Source organism: Massilia sp. NP310 (genome assembly GCF_019443485.1).
Taxonomy (GTDB): Bacteria; Pseudomonadota; Gammaproteobacteria; order Burkholderiales; family Burkholderiaceae_D; genus Telluria; species Telluria timonae.
Genome location: NZ_CP080379.1, coordinates 2,793,436 through 2,817,217 on the forward strand (window position 1 = coordinate 2,793,436; position 23,782 = coordinate 2,817,217).

General features: G+C 68.9%; 21 protein-coding genes. 10 read left to right on the top strand and 11 right to left on the bottom strand.

Translation table 11 applies throughout. The features are described 5' to 3' along the window. The first annotated feature begins 37 nt into the window (after positions 1-37). Entirely contained in the window at positions 38-1,279 is a 1,242-nt protein-coding gene (gene tyrS, locus KY496_RS12350; protein WP_219864928.1) for a tyrosine--tRNA ligase, read from the top strand. Between the two features lie 49 nt (positions 1,280-1,328). Continuing rightward, entirely contained in the window at positions 1,329-2,066 is a 738-nt protein-coding gene (locus KY496_RS12355) for an AAA family ATPase (RefSeq protein WP_005662864.1), read from the top strand. A 13-nt stretch (positions 2,067-2,079) separates the two neighbouring features. On the opposite strand, the gene KY496_RS12360 is transcribed toward KY496_RS12355, so the two are convergent. The 3 genes from KY496_RS12360 to KY496_RS12370 all read right to left on the bottom strand — a co-directional run bounded on the left by KY496_RS12360 (position 2,080) and on the right by KY496_RS12370 (position 3,605). Further along, positions 2,080-2,448: a hypothetical protein gene (locus tag KY496_RS12360; protein ID WP_219864929.1), complete on the bottom strand. Its 369-nt coding sequence runs from the start codon at positions 2,446-2,448 to the stop codon at positions 2,080-2,082. A gap of 69 nt (positions 2,449-2,517) precedes the next feature. Continuing rightward, positions 2,518-3,123 carry a flavodoxin family protein gene (locus tag KY496_RS12365; RefSeq protein ID WP_219864930.1) on the bottom strand — a complete coding sequence of 202 codons (606 nt, stop codon included), beginning with the start codon at positions 3,121-3,123 and terminating at the stop codon, positions 2,518-2,520. Further along, positions 3,120-3,605: a DUF2938 domain-containing protein gene (locus KY496_RS12370; RefSeq protein WP_005662869.1), complete on the bottom strand. Its 486-nt coding sequence runs from the start codon at positions 3,603-3,605 to the stop codon at positions 3,120-3,122. The genes KY496_RS12365 and KY496_RS12370 overlap by 4 nt, the downstream gene beginning before the upstream one ends. Positions 3,606-3,688: 83 nt before the next feature. Here KY496_RS12370 and KY496_RS12375 point away from each other — a divergent pair, with 83 nt between their 5' ends. Then, the gene (locus KY496_RS12375) at positions 3,689-4,132 is read left to right on the top strand and encodes a helix-turn-helix domain-containing protein (RefSeq protein ID WP_219864931.1); all 444 of its coding nucleotides are present in this window, start codon (positions 3,689-3,691) and stop codon (positions 4,130-4,132) included. Here the strand turns inward: KY496_RS12375 and KY496_RS12380 are convergent. The 7 genes from KY496_RS12380 to KY496_RS12410 form a co-directional block, all read right to left on the bottom strand. Beyond that, a complete protein-coding gene (locus tag KY496_RS12380; protein ID WP_229409698.1) occupies positions 4,121-5,755 on the bottom strand; it encodes a DNA polymerase Y family protein in 1,635 nt (544 codons plus the stop codon). The two genes, KY496_RS12375 and KY496_RS12380, sit on opposite strands and share 12 nt — an antisense overlap. Next, entirely contained in the window at positions 5,685-6,392 is a 708-nt protein-coding gene (gene imuA, locus KY496_RS12385) for a translesion DNA synthesis-associated protein ImuA (protein ID WP_005662877.1), read from the bottom strand. The genes KY496_RS12380 and imuA overlap by 71 nt, the downstream gene beginning before the upstream one ends. A gap of 111 nt (positions 6,393-6,503) precedes the next feature. Beyond that, positions 6,504-7,541 (bottom strand): DUF2955 domain-containing protein, encoded by a 1,038-nt coding sequence (locus tag KY496_RS12390; protein ID WP_005662878.1) that lies wholly within the window; start codon positions 7,539-7,541, stop codon positions 6,504-6,506. A 2-nt stretch (positions 7,542-7,543) separates the two neighbouring features. Next, positions 7,544-8,716, bottom strand: coding sequence for an HlyD family secretion protein (locus tag KY496_RS12395; protein ID WP_005662880.1), 1,173 nt, complete (start codon positions 8,714-8,716; stop codon positions 7,544-7,546). Further along, positions 8,713-10,278, bottom strand: a complete 1,566-nt coding sequence (locus KY496_RS12400) for an efflux transporter outer membrane subunit (protein WP_219864932.1) — start codon at positions 10,276-10,278, stop codon at positions 8,713-8,715. Before KY496_RS12400 ends, KY496_RS12395 begins: the two co-directional genes overlap by 4 nt. Positions 10,279-10,280: 2 nt before the next feature. Continuing rightward, the gene (locus KY496_RS12405; RefSeq protein ID WP_219864933.1) at positions 10,281-11,426 is read right to left on the bottom strand and encodes an AI-2E family transporter; all 1,146 of its coding nucleotides are present in this window, start codon (positions 11,424-11,426) and stop codon (positions 10,281-10,283) included. A 24-nt stretch (positions 11,427-11,450) separates the two neighbouring features. After that, positions 11,451-12,233, bottom strand: coding sequence for a 3-hydroxybutyrate dehydrogenase (locus KY496_RS12410; protein WP_219864934.1), 783 nt, complete (start codon positions 12,231-12,233; stop codon positions 11,451-11,453). Positions 12,234-12,409: 176 nt separating this feature from the next. Between KY496_RS12410 and KY496_RS12415 the strand changes: the two genes are divergently transcribed. From KY496_RS12415 to KY496_RS12435, 5 genes are all read left to right on the top strand, one after another. Continuing rightward, the gene (locus KY496_RS12415; RefSeq protein WP_005662888.1) at positions 12,410-12,829 is read left to right on the top strand and encodes a DUF86 domain-containing protein; all 420 of its coding nucleotides are present in this window, start codon (positions 12,410-12,412) and stop codon (positions 12,827-12,829) included. A gap of 126 nt (positions 12,830-12,955) precedes the next feature. After that, complete coding sequence (locus tag KY496_RS12420; protein WP_219864935.1) at positions 12,956-13,540, top strand: DUF2760 domain-containing protein; 585 nt, start codon at positions 12,956-12,958, stop codon at positions 13,538-13,540. Continuing rightward, positions 13,537-15,393, top strand: coding sequence for an Hsp70 family protein (locus tag KY496_RS12425; RefSeq protein ID WP_219864936.1), 1,857 nt, complete (start codon positions 13,537-13,539; stop codon positions 15,391-15,393). Before KY496_RS12420 ends, KY496_RS12425 begins: the two co-directional genes overlap by 4 nt. Then, positions 15,390-18,203 (top strand): Hsp70 family protein, encoded by a 2,814-nt coding sequence (locus KY496_RS12430; RefSeq protein WP_219864937.1) that lies wholly within the window; start codon positions 15,390-15,392, stop codon positions 18,201-18,203. Before KY496_RS12425 ends, KY496_RS12430 begins: the two co-directional genes overlap by 4 nt. A gap of 98 nt (positions 18,204-18,301) precedes the next feature. Further along, positions 18,302-21,022: an HAD-IC family P-type ATPase gene (locus KY496_RS12435; RefSeq protein WP_219864938.1), complete on the top strand. Its 2,721-nt coding sequence runs from the start codon at positions 18,302-18,304 to the stop codon at positions 21,020-21,022. On the opposite strand, the gene KY496_RS12440 is transcribed toward KY496_RS12435, so the two are convergent. Continuing rightward, positions 21,015-21,680 carry a class I SAM-dependent methyltransferase gene (locus KY496_RS12440; RefSeq protein WP_219864939.1) on the bottom strand — a complete coding sequence of 222 codons (666 nt, stop codon included), beginning with the start codon at positions 21,678-21,680 and terminating at the stop codon, positions 21,015-21,017. The genes KY496_RS12435 and KY496_RS12440 overlap by 8 nt on opposite strands. A gap of 114 nt (positions 21,681-21,794) precedes the next feature. On the opposite strand from KY496_RS12440, the gene KY496_RS12445 reads away from it, so the two are divergent. Next, positions 21,795-22,436, top strand: coding sequence for a DUF4230 domain-containing protein (locus KY496_RS12445; RefSeq protein ID WP_071361739.1), 642 nt, complete (start codon positions 21,795-21,797; stop codon positions 22,434-22,436). A gap of 78 nt (positions 22,437-22,514) precedes the next feature. Further along, positions 22,515-23,630: an alpha/beta fold hydrolase gene (locus KY496_RS12450; protein ID WP_184239171.1), complete on the top strand. Its 1,116-nt coding sequence runs from the start codon at positions 22,515-22,517 to the stop codon at positions 23,628-23,630. The last annotated feature ends 152 nt before the right edge of the window (positions 23,631-23,782 follow it).

A 23,782-nucleotide genomic window follows, 5' to 3' on the forward strand; every position in this document is an offset into this window, starting at 1 on the left:
TCGGTCATCCTGGGGCGTTCCACCACCAGGAAACCACATGACCCACACTTCCGACCTGCCTGATTTGCTGCAGCTGCTGCAAGAACGCGGCTTCATCCACCAGTGCACCGACGCGACCGGACTGCGCCACGCCCTGGCCAGGCCGCTCACCGCCTACCTCGGCTTCGACGCCACCGCCGACAGCCTGCACGTCGGCCACCTGCAGGGCCTGATGCTGATGCGCTGGCTGCAGCGCGCCGGCCATCGCCCGCTGCTGCTGATCGGCGGCGCCACCACCCGCATCGGCGACCCGAGCTTTCGCGACACCTCGCGCCCGGTGCTGGACGCCGCCGCCATCGACGCCAATATCGACGGCATCAAGGGCGCCTTCACGCGCTACCTGGGTTCGGATGTCAGCGTGGTCGACAACGCCGAGTGGCTGGACGGCCTGGGCTACCTCGACTTTCTCGGGCAGGTCGGACGCCACTTCAGCGTCAACCGCATGCTGACCTTCGACGCGATCCGCTCGCGCCTCGAACACTCGCTGTCCTTCCTCGAATTCGGCTACACCCTGCTGCAGGCCTACGATTTCGTCGAACTGGCGCGCCGCCACGGTTGCACGCTGCAGATCGGCGGCGCCGACCAGTGGGCCAATATCATCAACGGCATCGATCTCGGGCGACGCCAGTCCGGGCTCGACCTGTACGGCCTGACGATGCCGCTGCTGGCCACCAGCGACGGCAGGAAGATGGGCAAGTCGCTTGATGGCGCGGTGTGGCTGAACGCCGATCGCCTGTCGCCCTACGGCTTCTGGCAATTCTGGCGCAATGTCGACGATCGCGACGTCGGACGCTTCCTGGCGCTGTTCACCGAGCTGCCGATGCACGAGGTGCGCCGACTCGGCGCACTGCAGGAGGCGGAGCTGAACGAGGCCAAGATCGTGCTGGCCAACGAGGCGACGCGGCTGGCGCACGGGCAGGATGCGCTCGACGCGGCGCAACGCGCGGCGGCGGCGGCCCTCGGCGGCGCGGATCGGGGCGATATGCCGACGCATACGATCGACGCGGCGCGCCGCAGCGCGGGCGTGACGCTGGCGGAGCTGGCGGTGCAAGCCGGGCTGGCGGCATCGCGCGGCGCAGCGCGCCGCCTTGCCGCGGGCGGAGGCCTGCGGCTGGACGGCGTGGCGATGATGGATGCCGATGCGCCGCTGGCGGGCGATCGCGCCGAATGGGTGTTGTCGGCGGGCCGCAAGCAGCACGTGCGCATCGTGGTCGCCGCCGGGGAACAGGAAATTCGCTAGGTGCGCACGCTGTGGCACACTGGCGGCACGCATTCTTCTGTCATCGCTCATGAACAAGTTCGCCGCCAAACCCTACCTGCAGCGCGTCTGGCCCGATTTCGGCGACGACGTCGATTTCGACGCCTTCCCGTTCAACATCCCGGCCGTGCGCGACCTGCAGGCGATCGAGTTCCATGCCGACGTGACGTTCTTCGTCGGCGAGAACGGCAGTGGCAAGTCGACGATCCTGGAAGCGATCGCACTGGCGCTGGGCTTCGGGGTCGAAGGCGGCACCATGGCCGTCCAGCTGCTCAATACCCAAGGAGAGAGGTCGCCGCTGGCCAGGCATGTGCGCATGTCGCGCAGCGTGCGCCGCCCCAGGGACAGCTATTTCATGCGCGCAGAAAGTTTTTATAACGTCGCCACCTATATGGACCAGCAGATCGGTTCAGCCAGTTATGGCGGCAACCTGCATGCACGCTCGCACGGCGAGGCCTTCATGAGCGTCCTGCTCGACAAATTCAAGGGCAACGGCCTGTACCTGCTGGACGAACCCGAGGCGGCGCTGTCGCCCAATCGCCAGCTGGCCGCCCTGCGCGCGATCCACCAGCTGGTGCAGCAGCAGTCGCAGTTCATCATCGTGACCCACTCGCCGATCCTGCTGGCCTATCCGGGCGCGAAGATCCTCGCCTTCGACGCATCCGGCATCACCGAGATGGCGTACGAGGACACCGAGCACTATGCGGTGACGCGCGACTTCCTGAACCACTATCCGCGCCGGATCGATCAGTTGCTGGCGCCGGAGTGAGTTCAGGCCGGGATCACTTCCATTCGCCGCGCTGGCTCACCAGCGTCTTCCTGCCTTCGGTGACCACCAGGCGGCCGTCGGCGAACACGGTATAGGTCGCGCGGCCGGACTTGAACACATAGCCCTGGAAGGCGCCGGGCGTGACGCCGTCGGCGGCGAGCGAGTGCATGGTCTTGCCGCGCAGGGTGATCGCCTTTCCCGACTTCTTGCTGGTGCCGACGTAGCGCACGTCGTCGCAGGTGACGTTGCCCTCTTCGCACTGCTGCGTGATCCTGACGGTGAAGCCCGGCGTTTCCAGGGTCTGCTGCGCCTGGGCCTGGGCATGGCTCGACGCGGCCAGCGTCAGGGCAGCCAGGGCTGCCAGGTTCGTGAGTCGCTTCATGGTTCCTCCGGTCGGCTTCGATGGGCGGATTATGCCTTACCAGGACGGCGCGACCGTTCGCCAGGTCGCTCATGGCTCGACGCGGCCCAGGCGATGCAAGGTGGCGGCCACGTGCTGGCCGAACATGCGGGCGGTCTTGATGTCGCCCGGAGGGAAGTCATGCGCCGGCGCGCCGTGTCCGGCCTGGGCCATCATGCCCGTCCACGATCCGAGCCGGTTCGCCGCTTCTGCCTCCGGCACGCCGGCATGCTGCTCGGGCAGGAAGGGATTGCCGACCCAGAGCATCCCGTGCTGCATGCAGAAGGTGAGCATCGACAGCAGCGTGGACTGCTTGTCGCCGGCCGGCAGCGAAGACACGGTGAAGCCGGCCGCCAGCCGGCCTGCAAGGCGGCGCGAACGCCACAGTCCTCCGGTCGCATCCATGAACAGCTTGAACGGGCCGGAAACGCCGCCCAGATAGGTGGGCGAGCCGAAGATATAGCCGTCGTACTCGACCAGCATGGCGCTCTCGCGCGCCACGTCGCTGGCTTGCAGGAGCACGGCGCTGGTGCCGGGGACGGACTCGGCGCCGGCGGCCACATGGCTGGCGATGTGCGCGGTGTGGCCATGTCCGCTGTGGTAGACCACGGCGAGCGTGCGGGCCGCCGGGGCGGACGACGGCGCTTGCGGCATCATCGCGCCACCCCGGCCACGAGCCTGGCGCACAGGTAGAGGGCGAAGCCGAACAGGATGTGGTTGACGACACTGCGCAGGCAGTTGCGCAGCGGCGTCGGCGTCCTGGAGGCGGCGATGCCGGCGCCCATGGCCGGCTGCATCACGAACAAGGGCGCCACCACCGTGACGAAGCCGAAGGCCAGCGCCGGCGCCAGCTTGGGGTCGTGCAGCCAGTCGATGCCGGCCAGCGCCACCAGGGCGGCGGCGAAGCCGATGCCGATCGCGTAGTGCGCGATCCAGCCGAAGGCCGTTTCATGGCGCACCGGATGCGCCTTGCCGATCGCCGCATGCCGTACGCGGCCGCGCAGCAGATGGCCGATCCAGCGTCCCAGCAGCGCCATGCCGAGCGTCGGCGTGCCGAGCCGGCGCAGCAGCGCCAGCCAGGCGTCGAGCAGCGCGGTGGCGCCGCAGCCGATGAGCACGATCGCGATGATCTCGTTCATGTTGATTCTCCTTCGTGGTTGACGGGGCAAGCGATGCGTCTCACTATAGAAGTTGAAGTCAACTTCAAGTCAAGAGGGATTGCGTGGATATTGCTGAGGTCGCGAAACGAACGGGCGTGCCGGCATCGACGCTGCGTTACTACGACAAGCGGGGCCTGATCGTTTCAAATGGACGGCAGGGATTGCGGCGCACGTTCACGCCCGAGGTGCTGGACCGGCTGGCGCTGATCGCGCTGGGGCAGGCGGCGGGTTTGTCGCTGGACGAGATACAGGCGATGTTCGGGGCACGCGCCCAGCCGGAGATCGACCGGCGCATGCTGGCGGCGAAGGCCGACGAGATCGACGCGCTGGTGCTGCGATTGACGGCGATGAGCAAGGGCTTGCGGCATGCGGCGGCTTGCCCGGCGCCGAGGCATATGGAATGTCCGACGTTCAAGCGGCTGCTGGCGGCGGCGGGGTCTAGAGCCCTGGAGCGGCGCCATCGACTCGCGACGTCGCTCGCGCGAAGGCCTTCATCACCCGAATAGTCCATGCAGGAACCAGCGCGGCGCCGCATCCTCGCCGGTGCCGTTGATGCGCTCGCGATAGATCCAGTACAGCGCGTGGTCTTGCCCCTCGGCGATGAAGTAGTCGCGCGTTTGCGTCTGGCTCCACCATCCGGCCTCGATGCGCTCGGGATTGGACGCTACCCGCAGCGGCGAACCGTAGAACGGCCGGTGGTCGCGCATCAGGAGCGCGATCGGCTTGGCCAGCAGCCAGGTCGGACGCGGCAGGCTCCGCACATCGGGCGGCATCTGCGCCGCGCGCGCGGCGGCGCTCACCTTCTGCTGCACCGGCACCCAGGCGTTGGCGACTTCGGGCCGGTAATCGGCCATCGGCAGCGCCTGCAAGACATTGTCTGCCCCCAGGCGCGCCACCAGCAGTTCGATCATGCGCATCCGGTCTTCCTCGCTGCCGCCGGGATCGGGGAACAGCGAGTCGGTGGGCGGGGCCATCGCCTGCAATTGCTGCGCCTCCAGGCCGATGCCGATCACGGGCGCCTCGAGTTCGAGCTTGGCCAGGCGCTCGCGCAGCAGGCGCAGCAGGTGCTCGTCGCGCCAGGTGGGTTCGGCCAGCGCCACCTCGACCAGGGTCGGTGGACGCGCCATGCGGCCGCGCTCGTGATCGAGCGACAGCCGGATGCGCTCGACCGCCAGCTGGCGCGCGCACAGCCAGCCCGTCATCTGCAGCACCAGGCGATGGGCGCCGGCCAGCAGCAGTTCGGCCTGTTCGAGCCGGTCGAACAATTCGAGCCGCGCATGGAAACGCTCGGGCGGCGCGACCCACTGGAACAACTCGGCGTGCATGCCATAGGCGGCGTCGAGCATGTCGAGCAAGGCCCGCCCGCAGCGCCGCTGCAGGCCGGGCCGCGGCAGGCGCCGCAGCTCGTCCAGGCGGCGGCAGCCGATGCCCTCGAACCAGCCGGCGAACGGCCGCGCCGGCGGCAGCAAGCCCACCGGCAGGCGGTCGAGGCGCCGCACCAGCGAGTCCATGGTGAGGGCGCGCCCCGCATTACGGCGCGCCAGCAGCCAGGCCCCGCGCGCGGTGGGCGCGCAGGCGATGCAGGCCGTGAAGCCGAGCGCCGCCATATTGGCGCGCACCCGCTCGCACAGGCGCCGGATGCCGCCGAACAGGCGCAAACTGGCGCCGATATCGAGCAGCAGCGTCGCTTCTTCGGCCAGCGCCACCTGCGGCGTGTACTGCAGCATGGTCATGGCCACCGCCTCCATGGCCTCGGCCTCGCGCTCGTGGCTGCGCAGTTCGATGCGCGCCTCGGGCATCAGCATCAGCACGCCGCCGCGGCGCATGCCGATCTGCACGCCGGCAGCGCGCGCCGCCGGCGACAGCGCCATCACCCGCTCCTGCTCGAGGATGACGCTGCCATGGTCGCGGCCCGGACCGCCATGGCCATCAGCGCCAGGCGCGCTGCCATCCGATCCGCCAGCCGGGCCAACAGCCGGGCCAACCGCCGGATCAACAACCGAGCCAACTACCAGCCCCCCAATCGGGCCACCGACAACGCCGCCGGCCTCGCTCGCCTCACTGAACCAGCGTGGGCTGAAGACCTCGAGCGGTAGCTGGGGCAAATACAGGCCGATCCAGAGGCGCATGGCGTTGCAGTAGTGAAGATCCAAGAGGAAGGAACAGCGGCGCCTCGCGCTGCGGTCCCCGGCGTTTGACGAAGTCGATATTCATGCCGCCGGCCGCCGGCCGCAACGCAAGACGCAAAGGCGCGGGAGATGCATCTTGCGCCGCGGCCAGCGGGCGGAGCATGAAAAACAGCGTTTCGCCACCTTGCGCCGCCAGGTGCAGGCGGCGCAGATTGTCGTTACGCATATGGTTGGCCCAGAACAGCAAGGCGCCGCAACTGCCGCTACGCAACACCTGCTCGGCCGCCCAGAGTGCATCCGCGGTGCGCGTCGTGCGCAGCCACAGCAACTGGGATGGCTCCAGGCCGAGCGCGGCAAGCGCCAGGGCCTGGGGTGGATGGGGCGGTTGCAGCAGCACGATGCGGCGTTCGGCGCAGGCGGCCAGGGCCGGCCGCAGCAGGCGCATCTCGCCGATGCCGGGCTGCTGCAGGTGCAGGTCGACCAGGGTGCCGCCGGGCCAGCCGCCGCCGGGAAGCTGGCTCGAGAGCGTCGCGTGGCCGGTGTCGATGCAGCGCGTGTCGGCATGCGCCAGCTGCGACGCGCGCCACAGCGATGGGTGCACTGCCTCGGGTGCGGCAAGGATGGCTGAATGGGTCATGTCAGGCTTATCAGACAAATACTGTATAAACGTACAGTACTCGCTGAAGTCGCGTTTTGCAAGACCTATTCGTTTTGGCTATACCAATTGGGTCACTGGTATTGACTAAAATTAAACGTCCTGTTGCTTATTCACTCGCCCGAGCCGCAGCGCCCTCGCTGTGCGCCACCATTCCAGCGCCCACACGACGGCCCAGGCATACAGCGCGAGCGCGATGAACAAGCTCACCCGCACGAGCGAGGCGTGGCCGACGTCCTTCCCCACCACGCTGTCCTCGATGGCCGGGCCCAGCAAGATCAGCATGGTCACCAGGGCATTGCTCCAGAACGAGGGCGGCAGCGCCGAGGCCTTCAGGCCGAAGATCCGGGCCCCGCTCCACAGCGCCGCGGCGGCCATCCACAGCACCAGCATCCACAGGGTCGGCAACACCGCCAGGCCGAACCAGGCCAGGGTCGCCATGCCCGCGCCCGCCAGGGTCGAACCGACCAGTATCCGCCCCGCCGAACGGGCGCCGGTGGAGCCGGCCTGCTGGCCCAGCAGCACCGACTTGATGATGGCCGACAGATAGAAGGCCGGGTTGACCAGGGCCAGCACCAGCACCGGCATCACCACCAGCGTGGCCTGCACGGCGCGCCATCTGGCCGTGTGCGCGGCAACGGCGGGGGGCGCCGGCCTGGCGGCGGGGTCCGCTCCATCCGGGAACAAGGCATGCGACAGGCTGCCGACCAGCACGCCGACAAACAGCCCCAGCGCGATGGCGGTGCTGATCGCCGGCACCAGGGCCTGGTCGACCACCCCGGCCACCGGAATCAGGGTGAAAGCAATCGCCACGATATTCGCCAGCGGGCTGCCGCTTTGCAGGCCGATGAAGAATACCGTGTACAGCAGCAGCGCCGTCAACACCAGCGCGACGCTGGCGTAATGCTCCAGCAGCGGCACCATCAGCACGCCGGCCGCCAGCACCGCGGCGACCAGCAGGGCCACCACCATCCCCTTGAGCAAGGGCATCGGCGGCCCCGGCTTGCTCAACATCAGCACGGTCATGACGCACAGCACGAACGGCGACGACAGCGCCAGGCCATAGGCGAGCAGCACGGCCAGCGCCAGGCCGATCGCCAGCCGCAAGACCGCCTTGTCAGCGCGCTCCATCGTCAATAAAGATAAGAAAGGTAGCTCATCAGGCGGATGAAGACGGCGCCCAGCCAGTTCATCACCGTGTAGTCATCCGTATACACCAGCACGTCGGCCTGCCCGCCGATCCTGGCCGCGCGCAGCTGCGCGCGTTCGGAAGGGTCGAACTCCACGGCGACCGGGAAGCGCTGCGCCTGCCGCAGCCAGTCGCGGCTGTTGTCGATCTCGGGCAAGGTGCCGGCCTTGGCCTCCCGGCCCGCATTGACCCCGCTGCCCACGCTGCGCACCCGACCCTTCAAGACCTGGCCCGGCACCACGTCGAGCACGATCGCGACCTCGTCGCCCGGCGCGATATTGCCGAGGTTATTCTCGGTCATGTCGGCGCTGATCCAGAGGTCGTGCACGGCGATCAGGGTCATCGCCGCCGAACCGGCCTGCACGACCTGGCCGACATCGGTGCGCAAGTCGGTCACCAGACCGCGCGCGGGTGCGGTCACGGCCGTACGCTCCAGATCGAGCTCGGCCTTCTCGACCGCCGCGCGGGCGCTGAGCAGCTGCGCATTGCGCTCCCCTTCATCGCCGGCCGCCTCCTCGGCGCGGCGCAGCTCCGCCTGGGCGGCGATTTCCTGGCTGCGCGCCGTGGCCAGCGACGCGCGCGCATTCTGCACCCGGCGGATCGACAGCGCGCCGGGGTCTTCGGCAAAGATCTGTTCCAGCCGGCCCGCATCCTGCTTGGCGAACACGTGCATGGCCCTGGCGGCCTGCAGCGCCGCATCGGCCGCCTTGACCGCCAGCGCCGAGGCATTCACCGAACGCCGCACCGATTCATAGTCCGCCAGGCTGCGGCGCAGGGCGATGCGGTAGGTGCTGGGGTCGATATGGAACAGGAGCTGCCCTTCCTCCACCTCGTCGTTGTTCTTGACGTAGACCTCCTGCACCATGCCCGTCACTTCGGACGCCACCGGCACCACGAAGGCTTGCACCCGGGCCTGCGAGGTATATGGCGTCAGGCGATCCGCCACCAGATACCAGCCCAGGCTGGCCACGATCAGGGCCAGCACGATGGTCAAGCCCAGCCGGCTTTTCCTGCCCGGCCGCGCCGGCGCCGGCGCGCCCGATGCCGCCGGGATGGGCGTCGGCGCCGCGTCGCCGGGCGGCGCCGTCTGTTCGAGCTTGACCGGGTCCGGACTCATGGTTTGCGCTCCCCGCCGGGCGCCGGCAAGGGCGCGCGCAGGACGTCCTTCCAGTCGCTGCGCCGCTCCATCACGGCGCGGGTCGCCTCGTCCACCGGCGGCCGGCTCCTGCCCTGTTCCCAGCCGCCGCCCATGGCTTTATAGAGGGCGATCAGGTTCTGCACCAGGCTGCCCCGGGTCGTGGCCAGGAGCTCTTGCTGGCTATACAAGACGCGCTGGGAATCGAGCACGCGCTGGAAATCGGTCAAGCCCTCGCGATACTGGAAGCTGGCGATATCCAGCGACCGCTGGGCGGCCTTGACGCCATCGGCCAGCAGCACGATCTGCGCGCCCGTCCGGGCAAAGCCGGCGGCCGCATCGTCGACCTCGCGCGCCGCATTCAGCACCGCGCCCTGGTACTGCTCATAGAGCTGCTGGAAGCGGGCATCCTGCACCAGGACGCCGTTGCTCAGGCGGCCATGGTCGAACACATTCCACAGCAGGCCCGATCCGAGCGCCCAGTTCAGCACCCGCGGCGCGCCATCGAGCGAGGTGGCCGACAGGCCCACCGATCCCAGCAGCGAGATCGAGGGATAGAGCTCGGCCGCGCTCACGCCGATCAGCGCCGACTGGGCCGCAAGCTGCATCTCCACCGCCCGCACATCCGGGCGGCGCCGCAGCAGATCGGCGGGCAGTTCGGTGATCAGGTCGGCCGCTAGGTCCATAGGCAGCCTGGTCATTGTGTGCCGGCCCGCCTCACTTGCGTTCATCTCGGGCAGCGGGCCGGGCGCGCGCGCCAGCAGCGTGCTCAGGGCGTTCTGCGCCTGGCGCAGGCCGATCTCGAGCGGAGGGATCGTGGCGAGGGTGCCCAGGTACAAGGTCCGGGCCTGCTGCACATCCAGCTCGGCCTCGTTACCGCCGCGAAACAGCAGCTCGGTGATCTGCAGGCTGCGTAGTTGCAAGGCCGCATTGTCGCGCGCGATCGCCAGCCGCGCCTCGGTGGTGAGGATCGTGTAATACAGGCTGGCCACCTGGGCCGCCATCAAGACTTGCACGTCGTCGTAGCGGGCGATGCTGGCCAGGTAGCCGGCGTCGGCCGCCTCGATGCCGCGCTTGAACTTGCCCCAGAAATCGAGTTCCCAACTGATGTCGACACTGGTGTTGAAGTCGGTCAGGGTGCTGTCCCGCCCTCCTGCCCGCCGCTGTCCCACGCGCAGCAACTCGCTCCTGAACTGTTGCCCCTGCGGATAGAGCGTGCTGCCGGCGATCCCGAGCTCGGCGCGTGCTTCCATGATGCGCAGGCCGGCGGCGCGCACCGTGGGGTTCACGCGCTGCGCCTCCGCGATCAGCGCGTCGAGCACGGCATCGTCGAAGCTGCGCCACCATTGCTGGACCGATGCGCTCCCCTGCGCGCCGGCGCGCGGGTTCAGGGAAGCCAGCGAGCCGCCGTCCCAGCCGGCCAGCGCGGCCGGCATGCCGGGACGTTCGAAGTCGGGTCCGACCGTCGTGCAGGCGCCCAGCAGCGCCGCGCCCGCCAGCGCCAGCGCGCCCCTGCCCGACCACTTCCCGAGCGCGCCGCACACGGCTACTCCGGCGGCGCCGCCGCAGGCACAGGCACCGGCGCAGGCGCCGGCGGCGCCACGGCATCGGGGCTGTTCGCCACCCACCACATGAAGGCCTGGTAGCTCAGGGCAAAGAAGACCGCGCCGACGAACATGCCCAGCAGGCCGGCGCTGGCCAGGCCGCCCAGCGCGCCGAGCAGGATCACGGGCATCTGCGCATCCACGCCGCGTCCCAGCAGGAGCGGCTTGAGCACATTGTCGAGCGAGCCGGCGACCAGGAGCAGCACGGAATACGTGACCGCCTGCGTGCCGCTATAGCCGCCGCTGGTCCAGATATAGATAATCACCGGCAGGGTCGCCAGGATGGCGGGCACCTGCACGATGCCCAGCACCAGGATGAGCAGGGACAGCAGGCCGGCGAACGGCACGCCGGCGATGATGAACACCAGCCCGATCACGATGGCCTGGATGAAGGCCACGCCCAGCACCCCCAGGGCGACGGCCCGGATGGTCGCCGTGCACAGCACGGCGAACTCTTCGCCGCGCTCGAAGCCCACCATGCGCACGAAGATGGCCCGGATGCCGTTGGCGCTGGCCCGGCCCCAGGCCATGATGATGCCGGCGACGATGAACGAGAACAGGAACAGCAGCATCGCGCCGGCGATGCTGGCCACCACCTGCAGCGCCCTCCTGGTCAGGTCCGCCACCTGCGCCTGCCTGCTGCGCAGCAGCGCCGGCAAGTCGGTATAGGCCTCCGACCACACTTCGTGGATGCGCTTGCCGACCAGCGGCCATTCGGCCACATTGGGCGACGGCGCGGGCACCTTCAGGGTGCCGGCGCGGACGCTGGCGACGGCATTCTGCAGCGATTCGCCGAGCGAGGTCATCAGGATCGCCGTCGGCACCCCGATCACCACGATGGCGACCAGCACCAGCAGGGTGGCCGCCAGCCCCTGCTTGCCGCGCAGGCGCTGCGCCAGCTTCTGGTGCGCCGGATACAGGGTCACCGCCAGGATGATCGACCAGGCCACCAGCGCCAGGAAGGGGGCGAAGATGCGGTAGCTCAGCAGCGCCAGCCCGAACACGATGCCGGCCCGGATGAACACATCCAGCAGCTTTCTCGACAGGCGTTCTTCGAGGTTGCTATCGAGCTCGTAGGGTGCGTTCACGGGGCGGTCCTTTTCTATCGTTGCCTACTCCATGAACCACCCATGGCTCACGATCAGCGACTGGCCGGTGAGCGCATTCGACGGGAAGGCGGCGAAGAACAGCGCGACCCGGGCCACGTCCTGGACCGTCGTGAACTCGCCGTCGACGGTTTCCTTGAGCATGACGTTCTTGATGACCTCGTCCTCGGAAATGCCCAGCTCGCGCGCCTGCTCCGGAATCTGCTTGTCGACCAGGGGCGTGCGCACGAAACCCGGCGCGATCAGGTTGGCGCGCACGCCGTGCTTCGCGCCTTCCTTGGCCACGACCTTGGTCAGGCCTTCCAGTCCATGCTTGGCCGTGACATAGGCCGACTTGAGCACCGACGCTTCTTTCGAGTGCACGGAACCGATATAGATGATGCTGCCGCCACGGCCGCCCGCGTACATATGCCGCACGCAGGCGCGCGTGGCGAGGAAGGCGCCGTCGAGGTGGATCGCCAGCATCTTGCGCCAGTCGATGAACGGATACGCCTCGATCGGATGCACGATCTGGATGCCAGCATTGCTCACCAGGATATCGATGCCGCCCCATTGGGCGACCACCGCCTCGATGCCGGCCTCGACCTGGGCTTCATTGGCGACGTCCATGCCCACGCCCAGCGCCTGGTGGCCGGCGTCGCGCATCCCGGCCGCGGCAAGCTCGGCCGCTTCCAGGTCGAGGTCGGCGATGGCGATGCGCGCGCCTTCGCGCGCATAGGTGAGCGCGATTTCCTTGCCGATGCCGCTGGCGGCGCCGGTGATGACAGCAACCTTTCCTTCGAGCTTCATGAGGCCTCCGTGGAATGTCTGTCACATGCTCGACCGCTCGCACGGTTCAGACAATTGGACCTTGGTCGCATGATCCGGACAAGACGGGCGCCGCGTCTTGTTTATTGACGTACTGGCACCATCTGCATGGTTTGCCCCTTGTTGGGCGCACGATGACCACCGAAAACGGAGGCGCCATGGATGACGACATTCTGATCAGCAAGGCCGGCACCATCGAACGCTGCTGCCGGCGTGCCCGCGACGAGTATGAAAAAGACCCAAATACTTTCCCTGATGACATCACGCGCCAGGATGCCGCCACCCTGAACGTGATTCGCGCCTGGGAAGCGGCGATCGAGATGGGCGACTATGTGATCGGCAACGCCCGCCTCGGCCTGCCGCAGGACGAGCGCGAAGTCATCACCTTGCTGGCAGAACATGGCTGGATCACGCCCACCCTGGCCGAAGACCTCAAACGCACCGGCGAGTTCTGCCGCGCCGAATGGGATCATCAGGCGTCGCCGCTGCCGGCGCTGGTGACCATCATCAAACGCGGCCTCGACGATTTCACCGATTATTCGGCCGCCCTGGTGGGCGGTGTACGACTCATCGAATAAACTTATCCCCCAGTTGTCGGCGCGAAAAACAGGCGCCAACTGGTATGATTCGCCTTTTTCCGGGGGTGGCTCTCCCATTGTCCGACATGACAGGCAGCCATCCCGCACCTGATTACCAAGAAAAAAATGAGCACACCTTCCAATCTGCCTGGCTTCTTCAGCCGCCTGTCGATCGCCTTCGGCGCCCTGTTCAAGTCGCTCGGCGACGCCGAGTTCGCCGCGCGCGTGCGCGATGACGGCGTCGGCCCGACCGCCGCGCCAGCCCCGGCGCCTGCCCCCGTCCCGACACCAACTCCAGCACCTACCCCGGCCCCGGCGCCACTGCGCGCCCCGACCCCGGATTCGGCCCTGCAACTGCTGAGCCTCTTCCAGCGCGAAGCGCGCCTGATCGACTTCGCCCACGAAAACCTGTCCGCCTATTCGGATGCCGACATCGGCGCCGCCGCCCGCGTCGTGCACGAAGGCTGCGCGCGCGTGCTGCGCGAGCATTTCGCCATCGAACCGGTGCGCAACGAAGCCGAAGGCAGCCGCGTCACCCTCAACGAAGGCTTCGACGCCGCCAGCGTGCGCCTGACCGGCAACGTAGTCGGCAAGGCGCCGTTCACCGGCACCTTGAGCCACCGCGGCTGGCGCGCGGCCAAGGTCACGCTGCCGCAACTGGCCGAGAGCCACGATGCGCGCGTGCTGGCCCCGGCGGAGGTGGAACTGTGAGCCAGCTTGACAACGCACGCTATGCCATCGGCATCGACCTGGGCACCACCCACAGCGCCCTCTCGTATGTCGACCTGCAGGCCAGCGACGGCGAGAAGGCCGTCGAGTCGGTGCTGCCGATCCCGCAGCTGACCGCGCCCGGCACGATCGAGGCGCTGCCGCTGCTGCCGTCCTTCCTCTACCTGCCGCATCCGGACGAGATGCCGGCCGGCGAACGCGCCCTGCCCTGGAGCCAGGGCGAAGAAACCGCGGTGGCCGGCGAAATGGCGCGCAGCCGCGGCGCCACCACGCCGATCCGCCTGGTGTCGTCGGCCAAGAGCTGGCTGTGCCACCCCGGCGTGGACCGCCGCGCCGCGATCCTGCCGCAGGACGCGCCGGACGAAGTGCCGCGCGTGTCGCCATTGGCCGCATCGACCCGCTACCTCGAACACCTGCGCCAGGCCTGGAACGCGGCGCACCCACAAGCGCCGTTCGACCAGCAATCGGTCACGGTCACCATCCCCGCCTCGTTCGACCCGGCCGCGCGCGAACTGACCGCGGAAGCGGCGCGCCAGGCCGGCTTCGCGCCCACCCTGCTGGAAGAGCCGCAGGCGGCCCTGTACAGCTGGATCCAGGGCAGCGGCGGCCGCTGGCGCAAGCAGGTAGCACCGGGCGACATCATCCTGGTGGTCGACGTCGGCGGCGGCACCAGCGACTTCTCGCTGATCGCGATCCTGGAACGCGACGGCAAGCTCGAACCGCACCGCGTGGCCGTAGGCGACCACATCCTGCTGGGCGGCGACAATATGGATCTCGCCCTGGCCCACTTCGTGGCGCGCAAGCTCGCCACCAATGGAACGCAACTGGACGCCTGGCAGATGCGCGCCCTCACCTATGGCTGCCGCAGCGCCAAGGAAGAATTGCTGGCCAATCCGAACGCCACCACCCACCCCATCGTGGTGCCGAGCCGCGGCTCGAAGCTGATCGGCGGCTCGATCCGCACCGAACTCACGCGCGAAGAAGTCACGTCCTTCATCACGGATGGTTTCTTCCCGCGCGTGGAAGCGAGCGCACGTCCGGCCGTGCGCGCCCGCGCCGGCCTGACCCAGCTCGGCCTGCCGTATGCGCAGGACGCCGCGATCACGCGCCACCTGGCCGCCTTCCTGGCGCGCCAGGCCGGCGCCACCGCCGAACTCGAAGGTTTCCAGGGCCGCGTGAATGCGGAACACACCTTCCTGCATCCGAGCGCGGTGCTGTTCAACGGCGGCGTGTTCAAGTCCGGCATCCTGGCCCAGCGCGTGATGGACACCATCAACGACTGGCTGTACATGGAAGGCGCGGAGCCAGCGCGCATGCTCGAAGGCGCCGACCTCGACCTGGCAGTGGCGCGCGGCGCGGCCTATTTCAGCTACGCGCGGCGCGGCGGCGGCGTGCGCATCCGCGGCGGCACGGCGCGTTCCTACTACGTCGGCGTCGAATCGTCGATGCCGGCCATCCCCGGCATGGAGCCACCGCTGGAAGCCTTGTGCGTGGCGCCGTTCGGCATGGAAGAAGGCAGCGAGCTCGAACTGCCCGGCCAGGAATTCGGCCTGGTGATCGGCGAGCCGGTGACCTTCCGCTTCTTCGGTTCGACCGTGCGCCGCCAGGACCGCATCGGCGAGGTGCTCGAATTCTGGGGCACGGACGAGCTGCAGGAACTGAACGAGATCCAGGCCACCTTGCCGGCAGAAGGCCGTGTGGCCGGCGAAGTCGTGCAGGTCAAACTGCATGCGCTGGCGACTGACGCGGGCACGCTGGAACTGGCGGCCGTCGCCCGTGACGGCCAGCGCTGGAAGGTCGAGTTCGACGTTCGACCCGCCTCCGACGCACAGTGACGTACCTGGTAGGCATCGACCTTGGCACCACGAATACGGTGCTGGCCTTTGCCCATGACGGCAAGGGCGCGATCGAGCTGTTTTCGGTCGACCAGCTGGTGGCGCCCGGCGAAGTCGCCGGCGCGCCGCTGCTGCCGTCGATGCGCTACCACCCGGGCGCGGACGAACTCGCGCCCGGCGAGCTGCAACTCCCCTGGCATGCCCTCGATGTCGCCGGCGTCGAACGCGTCGCCCTCGGCCGCCTGGCGCGCGCACTCGGCGCGGCCACGCCGGGGCGCCTGGTGGCCAGCGCCAAGAGCTGGCTGTCGCATCCCGGCGTCGACCGCATGGCGCCGATCCTGCCCTGGGGCGCCGAAGGTGACGTGGCCAAGGTGTCGCCGGTGGCGGCCAGCGCCAGCTACCTGGCCCACCTGCGCGCCGCATGGAACACGCGCTTCCCCAAGCAGCCGCTGGAACGCCAGCAGATCGTGCTCACGGTTCCCGCCTCGTTCGACGAAGGCGCGCGGGCGCTGACGCTGGAGGCGGCGAAGCAGGCCGGCCTGCCGGACGTGCGTCTGCTGGAAGAACCGCAGGCCGCGCTGTACGACTGGCTGTACCGGCATCGCGCCGACCTCGGTGCGCAGCTTTCCGATACCCGCCTGGTGCTGGTGGCCGACGTCGGCGGCGGCACCACCGACTTCAGCCTGGTCAAGGTCGAGGCCAGGGATGGCGAACCCTCGCTCACCCGCATCGGCGTGGGCAACCACCTGATCCTGGGCGGCGACAATATGGACCTGGCGCTGGCCCACCTGGTCGAAGCGCGCATGGCGGAACAAGCCGGCGAAGACGCCACGCGCACCCGCCTGTCGAGCGCGCGCCTGGCCCAGCTCACCGAACGCTGCCGCGCCGCGAAAGAACAGCTGCTGGCCGACGATGCACCTGGCCACGTCACCGTCACCCTGCTCGGCGCCGGCAGCCGCCTGATCGGCGCCAGCCGCAAGGCCGACTTGCGGCGCGCGGACATCGAGCGCATCGTGCTCGATGGCTTCTTCCCGCTCAATGCGGCGCAGGAGGACGCCAAACGCGCACGCGCCGGCATCGTCGAATTCGGCCTGCCGTATGCGAGCGACCCGGCCATCACGCGCCACCTGGCCGGCTTCCTGCGCCAGCACGCGGCCGCCGCGCGCGAGGCGCTTGGCCTGCCTGACGACGGCACGCTGCCAGTGCCGGACACCGTGCTGCTCAACGGCGGCGTGTTCCGCGGCGCGGCGCTGGCGCAGCGGCTGGTCGACACCCTGGCGGCATGGCGTGGCGCGCCAATGCGCGTGCTGCACAACGAAAACCCCGACATCGCCGTCGCCCGCGGCGCCGTGGCCTATACGCTGGCGCGCCAGGGCCTGGCCCCGGCCATCGAAAGCGGCGCCGCGCGCAGCTATTACCTGCTGCTCGATGGCGAGGCGCAAGGAGACAAGCTGCGCACCGTCTGCCTGCTCCCGCGCGGCACGCCGGCCGCGCTCGAGGTGGCTTTGGAGGACCGCAGCTTCGCGCTGCGCGTGGGCCGTCCGGTACGCTTCCACCTGGTGTCGACCATCGCCGACAGCGGCGCGCCGCCGCAGGCCGGCGACCTGGTCGACCTCGATCCCTCCGAGGTGGTGCGCCTGCCGGCGATCGCCACTGTGCTGCGCGCAGCGCGCGGCGCGCCAAGCGAGACCCCGGTACGGCTGGTGACGACCCTGAGCGAAGTCGGCACGCTCGACGTGCATTGCGTGGCCGAGGATGGCGGCCAGCGCTGGCAGCTCGCCTTCCAGCTGCGCGGTGATGACGACGGCGACGCGCAGGAAGAAGCGCTGCCGCTCGAACTCGACGCCGCGATCGAGAAGATCGAGCGCGTGTTCGGCGCCCGCTCGAAACAGGTCGACCCGAAGGAAGTGAAACAGTTGCGCGCCAGCCTGGAGCACCTGCTGGGCGGGCGCGAACGCTGGACCACGCCCCTGCTGCGGCGCCTGTTCGACGCCCTGCTGGCGCGCGCGAAAGGCCGACGCCGATCAAGCGAGCACGAGCGCGCCTGGCTGAATCTGGCCGGCTACTGCCTGCGTCCCGGCTTCGGCCATCCGCTCGACGAATGGCGCATGGAGCAGCTGTGGGCGATGTTCGAGGGCGGCGTCCAGCACCACAAGGACAGCCAGGTGCGCGCCGAATGGTGGACGCTGTGGCGCCGGGTGGCGGGCGGCCTGTCGACTGAATCCCAGCTGCGCGTGCTGGACGATTTCGCCTTCAACCTGCAGGCCGACGAATCCGAACGCGGACGCCGGCCGGTCACCCTGGTCGACGGCAGCGAAGAAGACATGCTGCGCGTCGGCGCCTCGCTCGAACGCATCCCGTCGGCCTACAAGGCGGAGATTGGTGAATGGCTGCTGGGCCAGATCGAAGCCATCCCGTCCGCCGGCAAGCTCGATGCGCGCGCCGGCGCGCGCTATAGTCGCTATCTATGGGCCCTGGGCCGGGTCGGCGCGCGCCAGTCGTTCCAGTCGAGCGCCCACGAAGTGGCGCCGCCCGAGGTGGCCGAGAGCTGGCTGGTCAAACTCCTGCAACTGGACTGGCGCAAGGTGGAGCCGGCCGGTTTCGCCGCCGCCCACATCGCGCGCATGACGGGCGACCGCTCGCGCGACATCGGCGAGGAAGTGCGCGCGGACGTGCTGCGGCGCCTGGCCGCCAGCGGCGCGCCGCCGATGTGGACGGCGATGGTGCGCGAGGTGGTGGAGCTGGACCAGGCGGTCGAGACGCGCCTGCTGGGCGATGCCCTGCCGCCGGGATTGAAGCTGCTGCGCTGACGCCGCCATACCCGAGCGCCAAGGTCGGGACACCTTGATGACCAAAACTTACTATGCTAAGTTTTGCTCATCAGGTAATCAGGGAGCTGTTTCCTTGCATGTCCATGACCACGTCCTCCATCCCTTCCGCGCCGGTCGCCGACTGGCATGCGATGCCGGCCGACGCCGTCCTGCGCCAGCTGGCTTCGGTCCCCGACGGACTCGCACCGGATGAAGCGGCGCGGCGCCTGGCGCTGCACGGCCCCAACACGCTGCCATCGCCACCGCGCACGCCCGCCCTCCTGCGCTTTCTGCTGCAATTCAATAACGCGCTGATCCTGTTCCTGCTCGCCGCCGCGGCGCTGGCCGCCGTGCTCGGGCACTGGGTCGACGCGGCCGTGATCGTCGGCGTGGTCACCGTGAACGCCATCGTCGGCTTCGTCCAGGAAGGCAAGGCGGAGCAGGCCCTCGGCGCCCTGCAAGCCATGCTGGCGCCCACTGCGCGCGTCGTGCGCGCCGGCCAGCACGCGACCGTCCCGGTGGCCACGCTGGCGCCGGGCGACGTGGTGCTGCTCGAAGCGGGCGACCGCGTCCCCGCCGACCTGCGCCTGCTGCGCGCCCGCGCCCTGCTGGTCGACGAAGCGATCCTCACCGGCGAATCGGTGGCCAGCGTCAAGACCGGCCACGCCGCCGACGCCGGTGCGGCGCTGGGCGACCGCGAAGGCATGGCGTATTCCGGTACGCTGGTCGCCGCCGGCCAGGGCCTCGGCCTAGTGGTCGCCACCGGCAGCCATACCGAGATCGGCCGCATCAGCACCATGCTCGGCAAGGTCGAGCCGCTCACCACGCCGCTGCTGCGCCAGATCAACGGCTTCGGGCGGCGCTTCACGGTGCTGTCGATCACCGTCGCCGCGTTGCTGTTCGCCTATGCGGTCGGCTTGAAGAGGATGGACTGGGTCGAGGCGCTGATGATGGTGGTGGCGATCGCGGTGGCGCTGGTGCCCGAAGGCTTGCCGGCGGTGATCACCATCACCCTCGCCATCGGCGTGCAGCGCATGGCCGCGCGGCACGCCATCGTGCGCCGCCTGCCGGCGGTGGAAACGCTGGGCGCGACCACCGTGATCTGTTCCGACAAGACCGGCACGCTGACCCGCAACGAGATGACGGCCTGCCGCGTGGTGACCGGCGCGGGCAGCATCGGCGTGAGCGGCGCCGGCTACGCGCCGCTGGGCGCGTTCGCGCTGCCCGGGGACGGCGCCGGCCTGCCGGCCAATGCGCGCCGCCTGGTCGAAGCCGGCCTGCTGTGCAACGACGCCCACCTGCGCCAGGCCGCGGGCGGCTGGCATGTGGATGGCGATCCGATGGAAGGCGCGCTGGTGGCGCTGGCGATGAAGGCCGGGCTCGAACCGGACGCCTTGCGCGCCGGCCATCCGCGCGCCGACGAGATCCCGTTCGACGCCCAGCACCGTTTCATGGCCACGCTGCACGGCCTGGCCGACGGCGGCGCCGAGCTGTTCGTCAAGGGCGCGCCGGAACGCGTGCTGGCCATGAGCGGCGCGCAACTCGACGCGTCCGGAGCCACCATGCCGCTGGATACCGCTTACTGGGAAGGCCACGTCGCGGCGGCGGCCTCCAGCGGCGAGCGCGTGCTGGGCTTCGCCCTGCGCCGCTTCGCGCATGCGCCGCCGCAGCTGGACTTCGACGCCGTGGACGAGCTGGTGTTCCTGGGCCTGGTCGGCTTCATCGATCCGCCGCGGCCCGAGGCGCTGGCCGCGATCGCCGATTGCCGCAGCGCCGGCATCGCGGTCAAGATGATCACCGGCGACCATGGCGCGACCGCCGCCGCCATCGCCGCGCAACTCGGCCTGGCCGAGCAGCCGGTGGTGGCGACCGGCCAGGACGTCGACGCCGCCTCCGACGCCGGGCTGCGGACCCTGGCGCGCCGCACCCACGTCTTCGCTCGCACCAATCCCGCCCACAAGCTGCGCGTGGTGCGCGCGCTGCAGGCCGAGGGCGAGGTGGTCGCGATGACCGGCGACGGCGTCAACGACGCGCCGTCGCTCAAACAGGCCAACGTCGGCATCGCCATGGGCAACAAGGGCACCGAGGCGGCCAAGGAAGCGGCGCAGATCGTGCTGGCCGACGACAACTTCGCCTCGATCGTGGCGGCCGTGAGCGAGGGACGCACCGTCTACGACAACATCCGCAAGGTCATCGCCTGGACCCTGCCGACCAACGGCGGCGAGGTGCTGGCCATCGTCGCGGCGCTGGTGCTGGGCCTGACCCTGCCGATGACGCCGCCGCAGATCCTGTGGATCAACATGATCCTGACCATCACGCTCGGCCTGGTGCTGGCCTTCGAGCCGGCCGAACCGGGCGTGATGGGGCGCCGGCCGCGCGACCCGCAAGCGCCGCTGCTGTCGCCCTTCATGCTGTGGCGGGTGGCGTTCGTGTCGGTGCTGTTCACCGCCGGCGTGTTCGCCGTAATGGCCTGGGCCGAACGCCGCGGCCTGGACACCGAGGCGGCGCGCACGATGGTGGTCGACATGCTGTGCGTGCTGGAGATCTTCTACCTGTTCAACGTGCGCTACCTGCACATGCGCTCGTTCACCTGGCGCGGCGCCCGCGGCACGCCGGCGGTGCTGTGGGCGATCGCCGTCGTGGTGGTCGCGCAGCTGGCGTTCACCTACCTGCCGTGGATGCAGGCGTTGTTCGATACCCGCGCCGTGGCGCTCGCGGACGGCGTGGCGATCCTCGGCATCGGGCTGGCGTTCATGGCGGTGCTCGAAGTCGAGAAGCTGCTGCTGCGGCGCTGGAAGGTGTTCGCGGAGATCAGCTGACCCCGGCCAGGATCAGCGACACCGGCTTGCCCGTGCGCGGATGCAGCGGCTCGCGCATCTCGACCACGCGCAGGCCGTGCCGCTCGAACAGCGCGATCCAGCTCGAGATCGTGCGGAAGTACCAGGGCGGCGCGTCCTGAAATTCGTCGCTGAAGCCAGCCCAGCTGCCCGCGCGCCAGCCGTCGACATACGGCGCGTCGCCGCAGGCCATCACCGGATGCACGGTCTGCACGACCAGCGTGCCGCCCTTGCGCAGATAGGTCGGTGCGGCGGCGAACAGGCCGTCGACCGCTTCATGCCCGATCAGCGAGAAGTTGGCGACCGCGACGTCGGCCGCCAGCGCCAGCGCGCCGGCCGCGATCTGTTCATACGACAGCACGCGAAAGTCGCCGCCGCCGGCGGCCCGCGCCTGTTTGATGAGGCCCTCGATCGCGTCCACGCCGACCATCGTCACGTCGGGCAGCGCGCGCACCAGCCAGCCTTCGCCGCAGCCGAGATCCACGCCGGTGCGCGGCGCATGCGCACGCACCGCATCGACGATGGCGGCGTTGGTCACCAAGGTGCGGCTCTCGATTTCTCCGCCACGCACTGCGCTGGTCCAGGGAGTCGCATTGCGCGACCAGGATGCGAGGATTGCGGCGTCGGTGTGATCGGTCATGGCGTCTCCTTTGGGCTCATTATGCATGAGACGGCGGGCTAGCCCCAGGCATGCGGCGGCCATCGCGATCATCCAGTAGACTGGCCGGGTTCCAACGCACCCGCCCTGCCGTCCATGAAATCTCCGCAACGCCTGCCGATCCTGCTCGTCGCCGTCACGGCCGCCGCCATCACCTTCGCCTTCATCAAGAAGCCGCCCGAGCAGGAGGCGTTGCCGCCGCCGCTGGTCTCCCTGGAAAAGATGGGCCACCTGGTCTCGCTCAAGATGAATTATTCGGACGTCATCGAGTTCACGCAACCGAATGCGGTCGACATTCCCTGGTCGCAATGGGAAGTCCGGCTGGGCAGCACCCGCGTGCTGCTGGTCGCGCGCGGCGACTGCACGATCGCGACCGACCTGCGCCAGGCGCGCTACGAAGACATCGACGAGCGCGCGCGCACCCTCAGCGTCGTGCTGCCGCCGCCGATGCCGCTGCAGGCGCGCATCAGCCACGAGGCGCGCAACCGGGGCGGCTCCTATTTCTATGCGGTCACCGAACAGGGGCTGCAAGCCTTCATCCCTTCCGCCCAGACCCGCACCAATGCGATGAACAATGCGCTGCAGACGGCGCAGAAGGCGGTGCAGGCGGCCTGCAGCCAGCCTGCCGTGCTGAATACGGCCAAGGAAAACGCGGCCACCGTCATGCAGGCCACGCTGGCCGCCACCGGCTGGATGCCGACCGTCATCTGGGAGCCGCTTTCCCCAGCAAGTCCCTGAGCGATCCAGGCTTTCGATTCTTGGGCGCCTTGCCGGGTTGATGGATAATATTCCATTACTCTTCAGCAAGAATTCCAAATGATTAAGAGTCTGGCCACCCTCCTGTTCACCATCCTCGCCGCTGCCGTTCACCTTCCCGCAGCGGCCCAGAAGCCCGAAAGCCGCGCCGAAGCGGTCAAGATCGTGGCCGACATGCGGCGCCTGGTCATGCCGGGCGCCATCGAGCGTACCGAAGCGGTGCGCATCGGCGGCATCGACCAGTGGATCTCGGTGCGCGGCGTCGACCGCCGCAACCCGGTGCTGTTGATGATCCACGGCGGCCCGGGCTATGTGTCGATGCCCACCAGCTGGTATTTCCAGCGCGGCTGGGAAGACTTCTTCACCGTGGTGCAATGGGACCAGCGCGGCGCCGGCAAGACCTACGCCGCCAACGATCCGGCCGTCGTGGCGCCGACCATGACGCGCGCGCGCATGGTCGCCGACACCGAGGAAATGGTGCAATGGCTGCGGCGCGAGTTCGGCAAGGAGCGCATCTTCGTGCTCGGCCACTCCTGGGGCAGCTCGCTCGGCATCGAACTGGCCAGCAAGCATCCGGAGTGGCTGCACGCCTACATCGGCATGGGCCAGGCTACGGACGGGCCGGAGGGCGAACGACGCGGCCTGCGCTTCGCGCTCGACGCCGCGCGGCGCGACAACAACGCCAAGGCGGTGCAGGAACTCGAATCGCTCGGCCCCTACGCGGCGCCGGGCCGCCCGATCGTGCTCAAGGACCTGTACCTGCAGCGCAAGTGGCTGGGCTACTACGGCGGCGCGGTGCACGGCCGCAAGGACTTCGCCCACGAAGGCGCGGCGGCGCGCCTGGCGCCCGAGTACACCGACGCCGACCTGCGCACCATGTGGAAGGCCAATGACTTCTCTCAGGAACACCTGCTGGCTGAAGTCATCTCGACCGACTTCAGCGTTCATAAACGCTTCGACTGCCCGATCGTCATCTTCAACGGCCGCTACGACTACAACGTCTCATCCAGCGTGACCGCCGAGTGGTTCGAGACGGTGAAGGCGCCGCACAAGAAACTGGTGTGGTTCGAGCACTCGGGCCACGAGATGTTCAACGAAGAGCCGGGCAAGATGCTCGACGCCCTGCTGCGCCACGTGCGGCCGATCGCCGAGAAGGCGGGCGACGTGGCGCCGTAGCGACGGACCGTGTAAAGACAACACACATTGCGGGAACGTACTACTACGTACGCAATCCGCATGAGCATTCGTGTAAAATCGTTTCAGCAGGTTATCGAAGCAACCGCGAACAACCGCGAAATAATTTAACTATATAGGTGACAAAACCATGC